Genomic DNA, 17,770 nt, shown 5'->3' on the forward strand with positions numbered 1-17,770 from the left:
ACGCCTTGGCCGAGCGCCCCAAGAAGAAGACCGAAGTCCGCGCCTGGCAGCGCATGCTGTCCGGCCGCCGCCTGGACCTGCTCGATCCCTCTCCCTTCGACATCGAGATCGAGGACATCGCCCACGGCCTGGCCCGCGTGGCGCGCTGGAACGGCCAGACCATCGGCGAACACGCCTTTTCGGTCGCCCAGCACAGCGTGGTGGTCGAGGAGATCGCCGCCCACATCAAGCCGGGCCTGGATCCCAAATGGCGCCTGGCGGCCCTGCTGCACGACGCCTCGGAATATGTCATCGGCGACATGATCTCCCCGTTCAAGGCCGCGCTCGGCTCGGGCTACAAGGATTTCGAGGCCCGGCTGGAGGCGGCGATCCACGTCCGCTACGGCCTGCCGCCCAAGACGCCGCAAACGATCAAGACCCTGATCAAGAAGGCCGACAAGGCCTGCGCCTTCTTCGAAGCCACCCAGTTGGCCGGCTTCACCGAGAAGGAATCGCTCGGCTTCTTCGGCTCCCCGCCCGAGGGCTACAGCCTGACGATCGAGCCTCAGCCCGCCTCCATCGCCCAGGCCCGTTATCTGGAACGCTATCAGGTCCTGGCCAAGGCGGTGGGCCTGCTGCCGTCCGACGACGCCTGGCACACCGAATAGCCATGGCGCAGTCGGGCGGTCAGGGTGTCCTTATCGGCCTGTCGGTCGTCGTCATGACGCTGAAGGACCGACAGGCGGTGGTCCTCACCACCCAGGCCGAGAACGGCGACACCCTTCTGCCCTTCGGCCCGTTCGACCCGGTGCGCGACCGCACATTCGAACGCGCCCTGCGCGACTTCGTCACGGCCCAGACCGGCTTTCGTCTGGGCTTCGTCGAACAACTCTACACCTTTGGCGACGCCGGCCGCGCCGTGCCGCGCGCCGCGCCCGAGGGCGACCGCCCCCGCGACGTCTCCATCGGCTATCTGGCCCTGACCCCTGATTCGGCCGAGGGTCAGACCCACGACGCCCGCTGGCGCGCCGTCTTCGACGTCTTCCCATGGGAAGATCGCCGCCGCGAGAACGCTCACCTGACCGCCCTCGTGACCGACGGGCTGACCGCCTGGGCCGGGGACGACGACCGCCGCCTGGCCCGCATCCGCGCCCTGTTCGCCCTGACGCCCGAGCATCGCTGGAACGAGGAGCGGGTGCTGGAACGCTACGAACTGCTCTACGAGGCTCGCCTGGTGGCCGAGGCCTGGCGCGACGCCGGCCTGCCCCCGCCCGCCGTCCTGGCGCCCGGCCTGGTCATGGGCTCGGATCACCGCCGCATCCTGGCCACGGGCCTGGGCCGCCTGCGCAGCAAGCTGAAGTACCGTCCCGTCTTGTTCGACCTCATGCCCGGCCTCTTCACCCTGTCCACCCTCCAGGCCGCCGCCGAGGCCGTCTCGGGCCTGACCCTGCACAAGCAGAACTTCCGCCGGGGGGTGGAGCGCACTGGCCTTGTCGAACCCACCGGCCAGACCTCCTCGGCCACCGGCGGCCGCCCCGCAGAGCTGTTTCGTTTCAAGGGCGTGGATCCTCAGACCGGGGCCGCCCCCGGCCTGTCCCTGCCCGCGCAACGCTAGGGTCGGATTTCTTTCACAGACCGCTTGCGAACCGTGACGGCTCCCATTAGAGAAGCCGCTCGCTCGACCAAGCGATATCGGCGCCGCGGAGAGGTGGCAGAGTGGTCGAATGTACCGCACTCGAAATGCGGCGTGCCTGGAAGGGTACCGTGGGTTCGAATCCCACCCTCTCCGCCACCGGTTTTTGAACCGGATCAGGATGATCTTTGATCCTGCCTTCGGCTCGGCGTCATCATTCACTGAATCGCCTTGCCTGCCGCGCGCGCCGGAAAGATCGCCCGCCCCCGCAGGAAGCGCGGCCCGCTGAAAGATTCGATCCCGTCCAGGCGCCGTGACAGCGCGCGCCCATTTTTCAGCATCGGCCTTGCCATAGCTCGGCGACGCCGTGTAAGTCGCCGCTTCCTGTTGGGGAGTAGCTTCCGGCGCGTATCAGCCGGGGCCGGGTCAACACACTCGCGCTCAGGCGCGTGGCCCGGCCAGCGGATGACCGCCTAGCGAGACCAGCGCGTTCCACTGTCGCACCGGCAGGCATGGAATGCGTTGCGTGCTCGACCGGTGGATTTCGTCATGACCCCAGGGGCCATCGCCGTTCTTTCCCTCAGCATGTCGACCGACGCCTTCGCGGCCGCCGTGGGGCGGGGCGCCTCGCATCGTCCCAGTCTGGTCGGCGCAATCAAGGCGGGTCTCGTATTTGGCGTTATCGAGGCCATCACACCCTTGATCGGCTGGGGCCTCGGCATAGTTGCAGCCGGACTGGTGGAGCAGATAGACCATTGGATCGCCTTCGGCCTGCTCGCCGTCGTCGGCGGCAAGATGATCTGGGAAGCCTCCAAGCCCCGCGACGCGGACGAAGACGCCGGCCCGCGCCGCTCCGGCCCTTGGGCCTTGATCGCCACCGCGATCGGCACCAGCATCGACGCCGCCGCCGTGGGCGTGGGCCTGGCCTTCATCGGCGCCGATATCTGGGTGATCGCCGCCTCCATCGGCTGCACCACCTTCGTCCTGACCACCGTCGGCATGTTGATCGGCAAGTCGGTGGGCGCCCGCTTCGGCAAGACTGCGGAACTGCTGGGCGGGATCGCGCTGATCTGCCTGGGCGTGGGCATCCTGCTGGAACACCTGGGCGTCTTCGCCGCCTGACGCGAAGCCCCCTCCATCCGTCGCCACATCTTGCATCGTCGACGGCCGCTGGTCATAAGGACCGCCTTCCGCATGCGCGGGCCGGCTTAGCTCAGTTGGTAGAGCGCCAGTTTTGTAAACTGGATGTCGCGGGTTCGATCCCTGCAGCCGGCACCACCGCCCCTGCCCTTGCAAACTCCGCAACCGTTCAGTCGTCTGCGATGACGAGGTCGTCGCCGGGTCCAGCGGCCGGATCGGGTGCGGCGGCCAGGGGTTCGGGCGCGCCGTCCAGGGCGGCCTTCAGGGCGTCGCGATCCAGTTCGCCCTCCCAGCGGGCCACCACGATGGTGGCCACGGCGTTGCCGATGAAGTTGGTCAGGGCGCGGCACTCGCTCATGAAGCGGTCGATGCCCAGGATCAGGGCCATGCCCGCCACCGGCACGCTGGGCACCACCGACAGCGTCGCCGCCAGGGTGATGAAGCCCGCGCCCGTGATGCCCGCCGCCCCCTTGGACGACAGCATGGCCACCAGCAGCAGCAGGATCTGGTCCTGCAGGCTCAGATCGATGTTCAGCGCCTGGGCGATGAACAGGGCCGCCATCGTCATATAGATGTTGGTGCCGTCCAGATTGAACGAATAGCCGGTCGGCACGACCAGGCCGACGACCGACTTGGCCGCCCCCGCCCGCTCCATCTTGGAGATCAGGCTGGGCAGGGCCGCCTCGGAGCTGGAGGTGCCCAGCACCAGCAGCAGTTCTTCCTTCAGATAGCGGATCAGCTTCAGGATGTTGAAGCCGTTGGCGAGGGCGACCAGGCCCAGCACCCCGACCACGAAGATGATCGCGGTCAGATAGAAGGTGGCGATCAGGGCGAACAGATTGGCCACCGAGGCGATGCCATAGGCGCCGATGGTGAAGGCGAAGGCCCCGAAGGCGCCGATGGGGGCGGCCTTCATCAGGATGGCGACCAGCTTGAAGAAGGCTGCGCTGGCGGAGTCCAGGAAGGTCAGAACCGGCTTGCCCAGGTCGCCGACCAGGGCCAGGGCGATGCCGAACAGGATCGAGACGAACAGCACCTGCAGGATGTTGCCGGTCGAAAAGGCGCTGACGACCGTGTCCGGGATGATGCCGGTCAGGAAGCCGACGATGGTGCTCTCATGCGCCGCCTGGGCGTACTGGGCGACCGCGCCCGTATCCAGGCTGGCCGGGTCGATGTTCAGCCCGTGACCGGGCCGGACCAGATTGGCGATGATCAGGCCGACGATCAGCGCCAGGGTCGAGAAGACCAGAAAATAGGCGAAGGCCTTGGCCGCCACCCGCCCGACCCGGCCGATGTCGCGCATGCCCGCTATGCCCGTCACTATGGTCAGGAAGATCACCGGGGCGATGACCATCTTCACCAGCTTGATGAAGGCGTCGCCCAGCGGTTTCAGGCTCTCGCCGAACGTGGGCCAGAAATGACCGATGAAGGCCCCCAGGGCGATGGCGATCAGCACCTGGAAATACAGATGCCGATAGAAGGGACGACGCACGGTCGTCGCCGGCGCTGCGGACGCGGCAGGGATCATTTCGATACTCCAGACAGCAAGCCACGCTCGCCACTTCCTCCGCGCAATCTGCGTCGCACAGCCATGGAGCAATCCATACAATCAGGATCGCTGCTTCCACCAGAACCTTGTCAGCACTTGCAAAACCACGGAGCTCAGGTCGTGATCGGCGGCGCATGACCTGCGCCCCCGCAATTGCCGGGCGCCGACGCCGAGGCCGTCCGCGCGGAACGGCGAAGCCTGATCGTCGTTCTTGCTGACAAGCTTGGCCGTCTGGCGAGGCGCCTTTGGGAGACCGCGATGACTAAAGCCCCGGTGCTGGATACGGCGACGACCGGCTATATCGCGCGGGCGCCGCGCGCTGCCCTCTTGGTCGACATGGAGGCCTATTTCGACGCCGCCATGGAGGCGATGAAAGCCGCCCGGCACACCGTTCACCTGCTGAACTGGGCGTTCGAGGCCGACACCCATTTTCATCCCCAGCCTGGCGGCGACGGTCCACGCAGCGACCGCATCGGCGATTTTCTGAAGGCGCTGGCCGAACGGCCCGGCCTCGAGGTGCGCGTGCTGTGCTGGTATTCGGTGATGCCGGTCGCCGCCACACAGCGATTCTTTCCCTTCATGGATCGGCTGGCCTTTCACGGCTCCAAGGTGAAGTTCGTCCTGGACGGCCATCTGCCGCTGGGCGCCTGCCATCATCAGAAGATGATCGTGATCGACGACGCCATCGGCTTCTGCGGCGGCGGCGATATCGGGCCCGACCGCTGGGACACGCCCCAGCACCTGGACGACGATCCCCGTCGCGTGAAGACTCGCCGCGACAACAAGGATTTCGACAGCCGTCACGAGGTGATGGGTCTGGTCGACGGCGACGCTGCGCGCGCCCTGGGCGCCGTCTTCCGCGACCGCTGGCAAGCCGCGACGGGCGAGACGCTGCACCCCGCCCCGCCTGTGCCGGTACCCGCCTGGCCCAGCGACATTCCGCCCGCCTTTCACGACATCACCGTGGGCCTGTCGCGCACACGCTCGCCTTGGGCCAGCCGGAACGAACTGCGCGAGAACGAGGCCCTGCACGTCGCCGCCATCCGCGCGGCGACGACCTGCATCTATATGGAGAACCAATATTTCACCGCTCCTCTGATCGCCGAGGAGTTGGCGGCGCGGTTGCGTGAGCCCGACGGTCCGGAGGTGGTGCTGATCACCACCCAGCATTCGCCCAGCTATTTCGACCAGATGACGATGGACCGGACGCGTCTGGTCTTCCTGAAGATGCTGAAGGACGCCGATCTTCATAACCGGTTCGTCGCCTACAGCCCGGTGACGACGCTGGGGCGCACCATCATCGTCCACGCCAAGCTGACGATCATCGACGACACCCTGATGCGCATCGGATCTTGCAACATCAACAATCGCTCCATGGGCTACGACACGGAATGCGACATGTCCTTCGAGGCGTTTGGTCCAGCCGCCGAGGCGAACCGCGCAGAGATCACCCGCCTGCGCGACACGCTGCTCACCCATTGGCTGGGATGCCCGAAACCGTCGGTCCAGCAGGCGGTTGCGGAATTCGGCGGGGTCGGGCGCGCGCTGGAGGCTCTGCGTCTGTCCGGCTATTGCCGGCTAAGGCCGATCCCGATCGAGCGACTCAATCCGCTGGAACGCTTCGTCGCCGACAACCATCTGGGCGATCCGATCGGCCAATACGACGCCTGGTGGCCGTGGCGACGTCGCCGCGCGCTGGCCGAACGCCGCCGCGCGCTCTCGTCGCTCTAGATCCAGGAGACACGCCTTTTCATCATCATCGAAACGGCGCGGCGGAGGACATTTCTCCGGGCTTCACCATGCTGCGCACCGACGACGGCCGTTCGCTGATTATCGCCAACGGCACAATGACCCAGCAGACCTTGATCCGGATGCCCCTTGCGACATCGGCATCGCACACAGCCGCCAAGACCGAAGCGCCCAACTGACCCTCGATCAGAGGGCGCGCTGTCCCGCCAGCGGCTGATCCACGTCTGGGAACGGTGCGCGAAGCAAAGTCATTAACTGACGTAAGGCGGCACGATTCATTGAGGGATAACCCTCATTTTCATGAGGCCCAGCCAGCTTTAATGTTTCTGAACATCAGACAGGAAAGCCCCATGGACACCACCTCCGCCAGCAAGGAACCGCAACTCGACGAGGCCGAGTTCAATGCGTGGTTTCCGTCGCCCTACTCACTGAGCCAGTTCACCAGCGCCAAGAGCGATCTGTCGGGCGCCGACTATCCCGTCCCCTACACCGGCAACCGCCGGATTCTCGTGATCGGGACGGACGAGCGCTATCTGGAGATGGCGAACGGCAAGCTGTTCTCCACCGGCAACCATCCGGTCGAGACGCTGCTGCCGATGTATCACCTGCACAAGGCGGGATTTGAGTTCGACATCGCCACGGTGTCGGGCAATCCGGTGAAGTTCGAGTTCTGGGCCATGCCCAAGGAAGACAAGGAGATCACGGGGCTTCATCTGGCCTATCTCCAGCAGTTCCGGAACCCGCTGAACCTTCGAGAGGTCGTCGATACCCTCGGGCCTGATTCGGATTATCTGGCTGTCTTCATCCCGGGCGGACACGGCCCCCTGGCGGGCCTGCCGTTCAGCGACGAGGTCGACGCCGTCCTTCGCTGGGCGTTCGCCAACGACCGGCACATCATCTCGATCTGCCACGGCCCGGGCGCCTTCCTCGCCTGCGCCCAGGACGGGAGCGACAAGGACTTTCCGTTCAAGGGCTATTCGATCATGGCCTTCCCAGACGCCACCGACCGCATGACCCCCGACATCGGCTATATGCCCGGCCACCTGAGCTGGCATTTCGGTGAAAAGCTCAAGGCGCTGGGCGTGACGATCCTGAACACCGAGCCTACCGGCGCGGTCCATGCCGACCGCAAGCTTCTGACCGGGGACAGCCCTTTCGCCGGCAATGCGCTGGGCAAGCTGGCGGCCGAAGCGCTGCTGGCCGAGGTCGGCGCAGGCTGAAACCAATGCCCATGTCGGCGCCTTCCCCCCTGGCATCGACCGTCGCCTCCATCGAGCGAAGCGCCGATATCGACGCGCTTTGCACGGTGGTTCGAACATTCGCTCGACCGCTGGGTTACGACAGGTTCGTGCTCTACACCGCGCCCCCCGCGGGAGAAGGCGTCATCGACCGACTTCTGTGGGTGGAAGGCGACTGGTTTGGCGTCGGCGCCGATGTCGACGCCGAAACCTACCTCGCGCGATGTCCGATGAACCGCCACGTTCTGGAAACGGAACGCCCCTTCTTCTGGACCAAAAGCGGCGCAGAGGGGCAGGAAGCCTACCGGGTCGTCGCCCGCCCGACGGGGGACGGCGTGCACGGTCTTCAGGTGCCCGTCTTCGGGCAGGTGGGGCTGGTCGGAGCCATGAGCTTCGGCGGCGCCGACATCGACAGCTCCCTCGACGCCCGGCTCGATCTGGAGTCCGTCGCGATAGCGGCGGTCGGGACCGGCCGACGTCTGACGGCGGCGAGTGATCGCTCCGCCCAGACCCGCACCCTGTCTGCACGCGAGCTGGAGGTGATGCGATGGATCGCGTCCGGCCGCCAGCACAGCGACATCGCCCTGCGGCTGGGGCTGTCGGAACGGACCGTCGAAAACCACCTCAGGCGCATTCGACGTCGCCTGGGCGTCAGCAACACCGCCCAGGCCGTGCAGGTTCTGGTTCGGTCGGGCCAACTGGAAAACTGAAGGATAGAGGGTCAGATGTCCAAACGCGTGCTTGTCACCGGAGCGGCCTCGGGATCGGCCGGGGCGTTGCCCTTGGGCTGGCCCGAAAGGGACATGACGTCATCGCCGGTTGCCAGATTTGGCCCCAAGTCTGGGAGCTACGGCAGGCGGCCAAAGCCGAAGACCTGTCCTTGCGGGTCATCAAGCTGGATGTCTTGAACGAACTCGATCGCGCCAACGCCCTGACGCTGGAGATCGACACCCTGTTCAACAACGCGGGCATCATGGAATCCGGGCCGATGGTCGAGATCCCCATGCCGGTGTTCCGCTCGGTGTTCGAGACCAATGTCTTCGCAGCCCTGGAACTGGCGCAGGGTTTCGCCCGGAAAATGGTGCGGCGCGGCTCGGGGCGGATCGTGTGGACGTCGTCGGTCGCGGGACTGGTGAAGGTTCCGTTCGACGGGGCCTATGCGGCGTCGAAACATGCGGTTGAAGGCATCTGTTCGGCCATGCACGAGGAACTGAAGCCCTATGGGGTCGAGGTCGTCACCGTCAATCCGGGCGCCTATCGCACGGGCTTCAACGACACCGGCATGGAGAGCATGGATCAGTGGTGGGGGCACGGCGAACGGGTCGTCGAACACTGGCCCGTGCGCGAACTGGACAAGCAGCACGACCCCGCCGAGATGATCGAGGCCATCATCGGGGTGATCGAGGCGGAACACCCGCCTTACCGCACTGTTCGACCAGAGAGCGCGGAGGCCATGGTCAAGCGCGAACAGGACGAAGTCTGGAAGAGAGGTCTGTAATGGTCGAAGCCCTGCACGACTTCATCGTCGTGGGCTCGGGCGCCGGCGGCGGCCCGCTGGCGGCCAGCCTGGTCGAAGCAGGTTTTTCGGTCCTGATGATCGAAGCGGGCGGCGACCATCGGTGTCCTTACTACGACGTGCCGATCATGCAGGCGCGGGCCAGCGAAGACGCCGAGATGCGCTGGGACTACTTCGTCCGCCACTACGCCGACGACACGCAACAGAAGCGCGACGACAAGTTCGTGTCGGCTCGTAACGGGGTTCTGTACCCACGTGGCGCGACACTGGGCGGATCGACGGCGATCAGCGCGCTCGTCACCGTCTATCCGCACAATTCGGACTGGGATCACTTGGCCGAACTGACGGGCGATCCCGACTGGTCGGCGGACGCTATGCGCAACAGGTTTCAACGCCTCGAAGCCTGGCGCGGAAAGGACCCTGATCCGGAAGACCCCGCAAAGCCTGGCGACGCCCGCCGTCACGGATTCGACGGCTGGCTGAAGACCACGCGCGCGGACCCCAAGCTGGCTGGACGCGAGCCGTGGTTCCTGGACATCATCGGGGCTGTGGAGGCGGAAAGCCGGGCCACCTATGGCACGCCCGAAAACGTGTTGCTGCCGAACGACCCGAACGACTGGCGGTTCGTTTCCAAACGCCGCGAGGGCATGAGCTTCATTCCGGTGGCCATCGACCATGGCCGGCGCAACGGCGCCCGTGAACGTGTCCTGGCGGCCCAGGCAGCGCATTCGGACAGACTGACCATCCGCTACGACACCCTGGTCAGTCGCGTGATCTTTGAAGGCGACCGGGCGGTCGGCGTGGCCTGCCTGGACGGCGCGCACCTGTATGGCGCGGACCCGGACATGGCGCATGCGCACGGCCCCGGTCAGCCGGTGGAATTCCGCGCTCGCCGCGAAGTCATCCTGGCCGCCGGGGCCTTCAACACGCCGCAGATCCTGATGCTGTCGGGCATCGGCCCGCGCGAACATCTGGAGCGCCTCGGCGTCGAGGTGAAGCTGGATCGCCCCGGCGTCGGGTCCAACCTTCAGGACCGCTACGAGGTCGGCGTCGTTCATCGGCTGATCCACGACTATCCGGTGTTCGAAAATGCCGATCTGGACGTTCCGGGACGCGACGGAAAAGGCGACCGGCATTTCCAGGAATGGGAAAAGGACAAGAACGGCCCGTACAGCACCAACGGTTCGCTGGCGGCCTTCATCGCCAAGTCTTCCGTCGCGGAGGAAGAACCCGACCTGTTCGTGTTCGCCTTGCCGGTGGATTTCCATGGCTACTACCCCGGCTATGCCGCCGAGAGCGCCGCCAAGCACGATCAGTTCACCATGGTCGTGCTGAAGGGCCATACCCGCAATCGCGCCGGAACCGTGCGGTTGACGACGACAGACCCGCGCGATCCCCCGGCGATCAACTTCGCCTATTTCGAGGAGGGCAGCGACGCCGAGGGACGCGATCTTCAGGGCGTCGCCGACGGCGTCGCCATCGCGCGCCGGGTCGCGGCCCGGCTGGACGGCATCGTCGCCGAGGAGGTGCTTCCGGGGACGGAGATCACCAAACCGGAACAAGTCAAACAGTGGATCCGCGACAATGCCTGGGGCCATCACGCCTCGTGCACCTGCCCTATCGGGGCGCAGGATGACGAAATGGCGGTGCTCGACGGCGATTTCCGGGTGCGAGGCGTGGAAGGGTTGCGAGTGGTGGACGCCGGCGTCTTTCCCAGAATTCCCGGTCTCTTCATCGCCAGCGCCGTCTACATGATCAGCGAGCGCGCCAGCGACGTGATCATAGCGCAGACCCAGCGATCCGCATGACCGCTGTCGTCGCGCACCGCCCCAAACCAGGAGAGACCCGATGCATGAAGCGATAGATCCACAGGCGCGCCCCAGCGGGACCGGGTGCAAGGAATGTCTGGAAACCGGGGGCTGGTGGGTGCATCTGCGCCGCTGCGCCCAGTGCGGCCACATCGGCTGCTGCGACACCTCGCCTTCACAGCACGCCACGCATCATTATCACGCCAGTGGACATCCGGTGATCCGCAGCTTCGAGCCTGGCGAGGACTGGTTTTTCGATTACCGCTCCGGGGCCGCATTCGTCGGCCCTGCCCTCGCCCCGCCCCTCTCCCATCCGATCGATCAGCCCGTGCCTGGCCCGGAAGGCGCCGTGCCGGACGACTGGATGGACCTGATCAACCAGTAGGGCGTCCGCCCACATCTCTTTGACGTCAGCGGCCGACAGACGGCCGGAAGGCCACGACATGAACGTGCCGAATATCAAGCTCAACAGCGGACATCAGATGCCGCAATTCGGCCTGGGCGTCTGGCAGACCAGCGACCAGGAAGCCACCGCTGCGGTCTTGGCCGCCTTGCAGGACGGCTATCGCATGATCGACACCGCCGAGGTCTATCGGAACGAGCGCGGCGTCGGTCGCGGCGTGCGCGAGAGCGGTCTTCCTCGGGAAGACATCTTCGTGACCACCAAATACTGGCCCCAGGGCGGCTATGCGCAGGCGATCCAGTTTTTCGAGCAGAGCCTTGCGCTGCTGGACATTGACTATGTCGACCTGTTCCTGATCCACTGGCCGCCGGAACCACGCGAAGCGTTCCTGGAGACCTGGCGGGCCTATATCGAGCTTCTGGGCACGGGCCGGGTCAAGTCGATCGGCGTGAGCAATTTCGCGATCCCGCATCTGGAGCTTCTGGCCGATAACTTTGACGTGCTTCCAGCTGTCAATCAGGTCGAGATTCACCCCGACATGCAGCAGCGTGAGCTGGTGGCGTACTGCAACCGGAAGGGCATCGCGGTCGAAGCCTGGAGCCCGTTGGGCGGCAGCAGTCGGTCGGACAAGTCGCTGCTGGAAAACCCGATCATCGGCGCCATCGCTCGCAAGCACGGCAAATCGCCGGCCCAGGCCATCCTGCGCTGGCACATCCAGGCCGGCCATATCGTGATCCCGAAATCGGTCCATGCCGCCCGCATCCGCGAGAACAGCGAGATCTTCGATTTTGCGCTGGACGAAGAAGACCTCGCGCGGATCGACATCCTGGACGATCCCGACAATCGGGTCGGGCCGGATCCGGCGGAGGTTCGGATTTGATCATGTCAAAGGCTTGGACACTGGTCTCGCGCCCTGATGGGCTTCCTGACCTGAGCAATTTCGCCCTTCGCGATGTTGCGCTTCGCGCGCTGAACCCTGGAGAGATCAGAGTATCGGGGCGTCTTGACCGGGGGAACATGGTGCATCCAGTCGGTGCGGGGGGACCGCTCAACGCATAGAGCGAGCGGCGCGCCGCGACGAATTTCAGAACGTCGCCACGATGTCGCCCCTTGCGCGACACCGGGCGCAATCTCAGTTCCGCATCGGCGAGCAGGGACACGCCGAACACCGACTCGAAGGCCCGTGAATCGCGGTGCCAGGTGATCTCGGCACCCGCCGGATAATAGGTCACCAGCAGTTCGACCAGTTCTGATCGAGGCGTGCCCGTGCGCGCCGCCACGGCGTCCAGCACAGGATCGAAGATTCCGGGGATCGGCGGCGCGGCGACCGCGACCTTGCGCTCATAGTCGAAATCGACCCCGAAATTACGGACCTGCCGCCGCGACGGATTGCCCATGTGAACGAACGACTGGAGGTCGTAGTCAGCGAAGGCTTCGATCAGCCGCGCCTCTTCCTCCACGCCGATAAGATCGGGAATGTAACGGAAACCGTCGGGCATCGCCCCGATGCGGCTGGCGTCCAGCCCCTCAAAAAGTTCAGCCATCGTTGATGGCGATCCAGCGCCGTGGTCGATGATCAAGGCGGTGTCGTCGTAGGGCGCAATACCCCGGAAAACACCAAACTATCGCGTCCCGGTTTCGTCGCGCAAGCACAGTCCATCCCGGCACATGCCTGTCTGATTTGCGATGACGAAGAGTATTCCAGTTCGCTTTAGGCTTGATGACGGACCACGAACCAGGCTCGGATCGATCAATCCGAAGCGACGACGGCCTGGCCGAAACGAGCTCGGACCTCGGATGAAGCGAGGAACGCGTCGATCACCGCGATGGATTCGGCTTCGCTGAGGTCCGGCGCATGGCCGCGATCAGGCACGGTCACGGTCCTGGCGCCTGTCTGCTCCACCAACCGATCGACCGTCGCAGCCGACAGAATGTCCGATAGGGCGCCGCGGATCACCAAGGTCGGGATTGTCTTCAGAACCGCGAACGCCGGCCACATGTCGGGCGGGACGGCGTTCGGGTCGAGCGCCGCTGTCAGGTTGGGATCATAGTCCAGACGCAGTTCGTCACCGGTCTCGACAAAGGTCGCCCGCGCCATTCTCGCCCAATCCTCAGGGCCATAGGTGGGATAGGAGGTCGAGTGAAGGCTGGATACGGCGTCGGCGGCCGCGTCCCAATCGCCGACCGCGGACGTCTTTCCAACGTATCCCCGAATTCGCGCCAGTCCCTCCGGATCAACCTCCGGACCCGCATCGTTCAGCACCAGTCCTGCGATGCGGTCAGGTTGCTGATTGGCCATGACCACGCCCATCAGGGCGCCCATCGAGGTTCCGACAATGGCGGCCCGCTGGATCTCGAGCATATCCAGCAAGGTCCACATATCGCGACTTTGCGTGAAGAGATTGTAGTTGGCCGGATCGGAATCGTAGGCCGAACGCCCTCGCCCACGCTGATCGGGCGCCACGACCTGGAAACGGTCCGACAGGCGCCTGGCGAGCGTATCGAAGTCCTTTCCATTGCGGGTCAGGCCATGAAGGCACAGCACCGTCGCCGCACCGGATTCTCGACCCGGATAGATCCGGGCCGAGAGCATCAGGTTGTCGATGGCTGGAAAGACGAAAGCCTCTCCACCGATTTCGCTGATCCGAGCTACCGTCATTCTTACGCCCTCAGAAGGTATAACCGACGGTCAGAGACACGGTCCGAGGAGGTCCGTAGAAACCGATGACGGAGTCGCCATAGATCACGGTCGCAGGGGCGGCCGGCGTGTAGGCGAAGGTATAGGCGCCGGTGCGATAGCGTTCGTCGGTCAGGTTGCGGCCATGAAGGCCGACCTTCCAGCGCGAATCCGGCGAGGTGTAGGTGATGTTCAGATCGTACAGTTGATAGGCGGGCTGATCGACCTCGGGGAACGGCGTCTCGAACATCGAGGTGTCCGACCGGAACGACATCGACCCCAGGATAGAGACGTCGCCGCCGTTGCTGAGCGGAACGGCATAGGCGAGGCTGAAGTTACCCGTCCACTCGGGGGTGTTCTGGAACTGCCGCGAAGCCGACACGTCCGTCTGGATATAGGCCGGCGGCGCCGCAGGATTCGGCACATAGGCGAGATACTGGTCGAAACTGGCGTTGGTGTAGCCCAGGGCCAGGTTCGCCGTCAGACGATTGGTCAGGCGCGCCTGACCCTCGAATCCCCAGCCCCAGATCGTGGACGAGCCCACATTGTCGACGAAACTCACCACCCCGGTGCCGGCCGGATTGACCTGCTGGGTCGTGATCTGCTGACCTTGATAGTCGCTGTAGAAGAGCGCCGTCGACAGACGCAGACGCCGATCGAAGGCCGCGCCCTTCAGCCCGATTTCGTAGGAATCGACGATCTCTGGCGCATAGCCGTTCTTGGTCGCGGGCGTCGCCGTCGCATCGCCGCGCATGTCGAAGCCGCCCGATTTGAAGCCTCGGCCATAGGCGGCGTAAAAATTGAACTCGGGGGTCAACTCGTAGCTGGCGCTCACACGCGGCGTGAACTCCTCATAGGTGTCCGAAGCCGTGTAGTCGCTCAGGATCTGGGCCGGCGCGACATTGCGGCCGACGATCGGGCTGCCGAGGCCGGCATAGTTGGCCTTGAACACCACGGCGTCCTTGGTGTCCCGGGTCCAGCGCCCGCCCACGGAGATCGCAAGGCGGTCGGTCAGATCATACGAGAAGTCGCCGAAGATCGCGAAGCTGCGCGTATCGACGCTTCCCGAGGTTCCCAGCGTGAGGTTCGCCGCCTGCAGGATCGTGTCGTATTGGCCTCCCGCCGTGGCGTCGAGATAGTAGACGCCGGCGACGCCCTGGAGACGGTCGGAGGAATACTGAAGCTGGAATTCCTGCGAGAACTGATTGTCCTCATAGACCGTACCCCCTGCGGCGATGTCGAGGATCGGCCCGGGCAGATTGTCGAAGTCGATGCCGTTGCTGTGCGTGACCCCTTCGCGATAGGCCGTGATCGACTTGAACGTCAGGCTGTCGCTGGCCCGCCATTCCCCCAGAAGCGACACGCCCTTGTTGATGACCTGATTGCCGTCGCCAAGCCCTGCGCAGGTGTCGTAGACATTGGCGAATACGGAGCGGCACTCGGTCTGCGGGACAAGCGCCAGCAACGGCGCAGGGACGGGACGCTCGCGATGTCCGTGATTGGCGTTTGAATTGTCTTCCGTGTAGTCGCCGCTCAGCCGGAAGAACAGGTTGTCGGACGGATGGAACTCGATCGTCGCTCGGCCGGCGATCACATCCTTGTTGTAGGTGTCCGCGCCGGTGAAATGGTTGGTGCCGAAACCGTCGCGGTTATAGGTGGCGAACGCGCCTCCGACCGCCACCCGGTCGCCCAGCGGCGTCGAACCGGAAAGGACCAGGTCACGCTGGTTCTTCGTCCCGATCGCAGCTCGCACCCGAAAAACGGGTTCTTTCATGTCGAGGTCGCGCGTCACATATTTGATGGCGCCGCCGATCGTGTTCCGCCCATAGAGCGTGCCCTGCGGACCGCGCAGCACCTCGATGCGCTCGATGTCGAAGATGTCCAGCACGGCGCCCTGCGGGCGCGCCACATAGACGTCGTCGACGTAAAGCCCCACGCCGGGTTCGAATCCCCACAGGGGATCCTGCTGACCGACGCCGCGGATGAAGGCGGTCAAGGTCGAATTGGTCCCGCGCGAGACCTGGAGGGTGAGGTTGGGCGTCACCCGTTGCAGGGCGGTGATGTCCGTCGCGCCGCGGTTCTCGAGTTGTTCGCCGGTTTGCACCGTGATCGAAATCGGCACGTCGACGAGCGTCTCCTCGCGCCGTCTCGCCGTCACCACGATGTCGTCGATCTGCGACACCTGCTGTTCTTGCGCCGGCGGCGTCTGAGCCCACGCCGGCATTCCCAGACCGATCGCCAACGACGACGCGCCAGCCCCCAGCCAGACCTTCATCCCCTGCATTTCAACCTCCCTCGCGGGCGTATCCCCGCTTTGAGACAAGGCTGACATCGAGTCCGAAAGTCGTCAACAATTTTACTGATCGATCAATAAAATTCAATCTTTCGGTTGGGTTGGCGCGGCGGTGCGGCTAGTGCCTTATGACCAGGGTGGAGAATTCAGTGACCGCATCGCGCAAACGAACGAACACGGAGCGTCGTCAAGCCTCGCGCGACCGGATTCTGACAGCCGCGGAGGAGTTGTTCGCGACGGGCGGATATAACGGCGTCAGCATGAAGCAGATCGCCGATGCCGCGAAGGTCGATACCAGCCTCATGCACTACTACTTCAGCACCAAGGAGGGCCTTTTCGGCGCCGTCGCAGCGCGGCGCGCGGATGCAGTCAACGAGGTGCGCTTGACGGCACTCAAGCGCTACGCCGACGAGGCCGGCGACCGGATAACAGTTGAAGGCCTCCTTAGGGCCTATCTGGAACCGACCTTCGCCTATGTTCGCCGAGGCGGAGAGAGTCTGCGGCACTATTTGGCGATCATCGCTCAGTTGAACAGCACCCAGGCCAATGCCGTACCGGGGTTGAACGGGTCGCCCTTCGACCCGGCGGTGCGTGAATTCATCGCCCTCCTCCAACGCGCCGCGCCCCACCGCACGGCGGCGGAGGTTCACTGGTTCTACCATATGCTGTCCGGGGCGATCTCGCTGACCTGGGCAAGGACCGGCAGGCTGGACACCTTGTCCGACGGGCTTTGCAGATCGGATGATTTCGACACCGCCTGTCGGGAAATGATCGCCGTCTTCGCCAGGGGCCTCGATGTCAGGGAAGCCCCCGAAGCCTCCGACGCAGCTAGCCTCGCCTAGGCCCAGAACTCATTGATCCAAAAGATCATGATGGCTGCGATGGTGATAGCGGCCCTGACGGTTTGGGCGCATCGATCATCTCGGGTTGCGATACGCCGCCAGTCCTTGAGCCTGGCGAAGAGGTTCTCGGTGCGGTGACGACGGCGATAAAAGGTCTGATCGTGGGGTATGGGGATCTTGCGGCTGCGGCTTGAAGGAGTACAGGCGTCGGTTCCCACAAGCGGCCTGGGCGTCGTGGCAGGCAAGGCTGTCGTATCCCCTGTCGCCGATGAGGACGCGGGCGTGCGGCAGGGGTCGAGCATGAGGGGATCTGGTTCGCCCGCCTGTCCGAGTCCTGACCCTTAATCCGCAAGTGGCCGGGTCAGGTCGAACTCGACGCGGAAATGCCGGTTGGGACGGCGCAATTCATAGGCGAACATCCCTGCGGGATGGACCTCCATCGCCCAGACGTTGGTTGTCGAGACCGCCGCGTCATTGGCGTTGAACAGGGCGATAGATTCGGCGTCGACCGGGAACGCCTGCCGCTCGGCCGTGCCGGCGTTGACCGTGTCGCCGCCATACCAATGCAGCACGTCGGTCGTTCCATCTTCGTGCCTGTGATCGTGTTTCAGCCGCAGGCCCGCATCGGTGCGGGTGACGACCCAGGTGCGCGACCGATCCGCCCCTACGGCGAAGGGAATGCGCACCTCATCCGCCGAACAGTCGCGCACATGCATGATCAGACGTTCGCTGGCGAACCGGGCGTCGGCGGCGTCGGTGGTGACGACCCGACCCTCGAATCGCTGGCCGCACAGGGCGTTCAAGCGCGCCATGAAATCGTCCTGCGCCGGAGCGGGAGACGCGGCCGCAGCGCCGGTGAACGATAGGGAAGCCAGGGCCGCAGCGGCCAGCAGGGGTGCGATTTTCATGGCGTCACCCTAACTGTGCGGACGCCTGCATCAAC

At 64.9% G+C, this 17,770-nt stretch carries 17 protein-coding genes, 2 tRNA genes and 1 riboswitch; of the genes, 15 read left to right on the forward strand and 4 right to left on the reverse strand.

Features of this window, described 5'->3' with window-relative positions; genetic code table 11:
• Positions 1-53: 53 nt before the first annotated feature.
• The 5 genes from ACWPV3_RS12500 (at position 54) to ACWPV3_RS12520 (ending at position 2,890) form a co-directional block, all read left to right on the forward strand.
• Positions 54-647 carry an HD family hydrolase gene (locus ACWPV3_RS12500; protein WP_292088682.1) on the forward strand — a complete coding sequence of 198 codons (594 nt, stop codon included), beginning with the start codon at positions 54-56 and terminating at the stop codon, positions 645-647.
• A 2-nt stretch (positions 648-649) separates the two neighbouring features.
• Positions 650-1,594, forward strand: coding sequence for an NUDIX hydrolase (locus tag ACWPV3_RS12505; protein WP_453978065.1), 945 nt, complete (start codon positions 650-652; stop codon positions 1,592-1,594).
• Positions 1,595-1,681: 87 nt separating this feature from the next.
• Positions 1,682-1,771: transfer RNA gene (locus ACWPV3_RS12510), tRNA-Ser, on the forward strand.
• Between the two features lie 221 nt (positions 1,772-1,992).
• A riboswitch (yybP-ykoY riboswitch) is annotated at positions 1,993-2,158 on the forward strand.
• A gap of 3 nt (positions 2,159-2,161) precedes the next feature.
• Positions 2,162-2,734 carry a manganese efflux pump MntP gene (locus ACWPV3_RS12515; RefSeq protein WP_312733249.1) on the forward strand — a complete coding sequence of 191 codons (573 nt, stop codon included), beginning with the start codon at positions 2,162-2,164 and terminating at the stop codon, positions 2,732-2,734.
• A gap of 80 nt (positions 2,735-2,814) precedes the next feature.
• A tRNA-Thr gene (locus ACWPV3_RS12520) sits at positions 2,815-2,890 on the forward strand.
• A gap of 31 nt (positions 2,891-2,921) precedes the next feature.
• Here the strand turns inward: ACWPV3_RS12520 and ACWPV3_RS12525 are convergent.
• Positions 2,922-4,280 (reverse strand): dicarboxylate/amino acid:cation symporter, encoded by a 1,359-nt coding sequence (locus ACWPV3_RS12525; protein WP_453977479.1) that lies wholly within the window; start codon positions 4,278-4,280, stop codon positions 2,922-2,924.
• A gap of 279 nt (positions 4,281-4,559) precedes the next feature.
• Between ACWPV3_RS12525 and ACWPV3_RS12530 the strand changes: the two genes are divergently transcribed.
• From ACWPV3_RS12530 to ACWPV3_RS12570, 9 genes are all read left to right on the forward strand, one after another.
• Positions 4,560-6,032: a phospholipase D-like domain-containing protein gene (locus ACWPV3_RS12530; RefSeq protein WP_453978066.1), complete on the forward strand. Its 1,473-nt coding sequence runs from the start codon at positions 4,560-4,562 to the stop codon at positions 6,030-6,032.
• Between the two features lie 68 nt (positions 6,033-6,100).
• Positions 6,101-6,229: a hypothetical protein gene (locus ACWPV3_RS12535; RefSeq protein ID WP_292088154.1), complete on the forward strand. Its 129-nt coding sequence runs from the start codon at positions 6,101-6,103 to the stop codon at positions 6,227-6,229.
• A 171-nt stretch (positions 6,230-6,400) separates the two neighbouring features.
• On the forward strand, positions 6,401-7,270 hold the full coding sequence (gene hchA / locus ACWPV3_RS12540) for a glyoxalase III HchA (protein ID WP_453978067.1): 870 nt from the start codon (positions 6,401-6,403) through the stop codon (positions 7,268-7,270).
• Between the two features lie 11 nt (positions 7,271-7,281).
• Complete coding sequence (locus ACWPV3_RS12545; protein WP_453978068.1) at positions 7,282-7,998, forward strand: PA1136 family autoinducer-binding transcriptional regulator; 717 nt, start codon at positions 7,282-7,284, stop codon at positions 7,996-7,998.
• 53 nt (positions 7,999-8,051) lie between these two features.
• Positions 8,052-8,786 (forward strand): SDR family oxidoreductase, encoded by a 735-nt coding sequence (locus ACWPV3_RS12550; protein WP_453978533.1) that lies wholly within the window; start codon positions 8,052-8,054, stop codon positions 8,784-8,786.
• Positions 8,786-10,612, forward strand: coding sequence for a GMC family oxidoreductase (locus tag ACWPV3_RS12555; RefSeq protein WP_453978069.1), 1,827 nt, complete (start codon positions 8,786-8,788; stop codon positions 10,610-10,612). Before ACWPV3_RS12550 ends, ACWPV3_RS12555 begins: the two co-directional genes overlap by 1 nt.
• A gap of 40 nt (positions 10,613-10,652) precedes the next feature.
• Positions 10,653-10,997, forward strand: a complete 345-nt coding sequence (locus tag ACWPV3_RS12560; protein WP_312733581.1) for a UBP-type zinc finger domain-containing protein — start codon at positions 10,653-10,655, stop codon at positions 10,995-10,997.
• Positions 10,998-11,055: 58 nt separating this feature from the next.
• Entirely contained in the window at positions 11,056-11,895 is an 840-nt protein-coding gene (locus ACWPV3_RS12565; RefSeq protein WP_453978070.1) for an aldo/keto reductase, read from the forward strand.
• A 517-nt stretch (positions 11,896-12,412) separates the two neighbouring features.
• Positions 12,413-12,565 carry a hypothetical protein gene (locus ACWPV3_RS12570; protein ID WP_453978071.1) on the forward strand — a complete coding sequence of 51 codons (153 nt, stop codon included), beginning with the start codon at positions 12,413-12,415 and terminating at the stop codon, positions 12,563-12,565.
• 200 nt (positions 12,566-12,765) lie between these two features.
• Here the strand turns inward: ACWPV3_RS12570 and ACWPV3_RS12575 are convergent, their stop codons facing one another.
• Both ACWPV3_RS12575 and ACWPV3_RS12580 read right to left on the reverse strand, forming a co-directional pair.
• Positions 12,766-13,674, reverse strand: a complete 909-nt coding sequence (locus ACWPV3_RS12575) for an alpha/beta fold hydrolase (RefSeq protein WP_453978072.1) — start codon at positions 13,672-13,674, stop codon at positions 12,766-12,768.
• A gap of 10 nt (positions 13,675-13,684) precedes the next feature.
• On the reverse strand, positions 13,685-15,976 hold the full coding sequence (locus tag ACWPV3_RS12580) for a TonB-dependent receptor (protein ID WP_453978073.1): 2,292 nt from the start codon (positions 15,974-15,976) through the stop codon (positions 13,685-13,687).
• A gap of 158 nt (positions 15,977-16,134) precedes the next feature.
• Here ACWPV3_RS12580 and ACWPV3_RS12585 point away from each other — a divergent pair, with 158 nt between their 5' ends.
• The gene (locus ACWPV3_RS12585) at positions 16,135-16,827 is read left to right on the forward strand and encodes a TetR/AcrR family transcriptional regulator (protein ID WP_453978074.1); all 693 of its coding nucleotides are present in this window, start codon (positions 16,135-16,137) and stop codon (positions 16,825-16,827) included.
• A gap of 341 nt (positions 16,828-17,168) precedes the next feature.
• On the opposite strand, the gene ACWPV3_RS12590 is transcribed toward ACWPV3_RS12585, so the two are convergent.
• Positions 17,169-17,735: a hypothetical protein gene (locus ACWPV3_RS12590; RefSeq protein ID WP_453978075.1), complete on the reverse strand. Its 567-nt coding sequence runs from the start codon at positions 17,733-17,735 to the stop codon at positions 17,169-17,171.
• Positions 17,736-17,770: the final 35 nt, after the last annotated feature.

Source organism: Brevundimonas sp. Marseille-Q4549 (assembly GCF_976940555.1).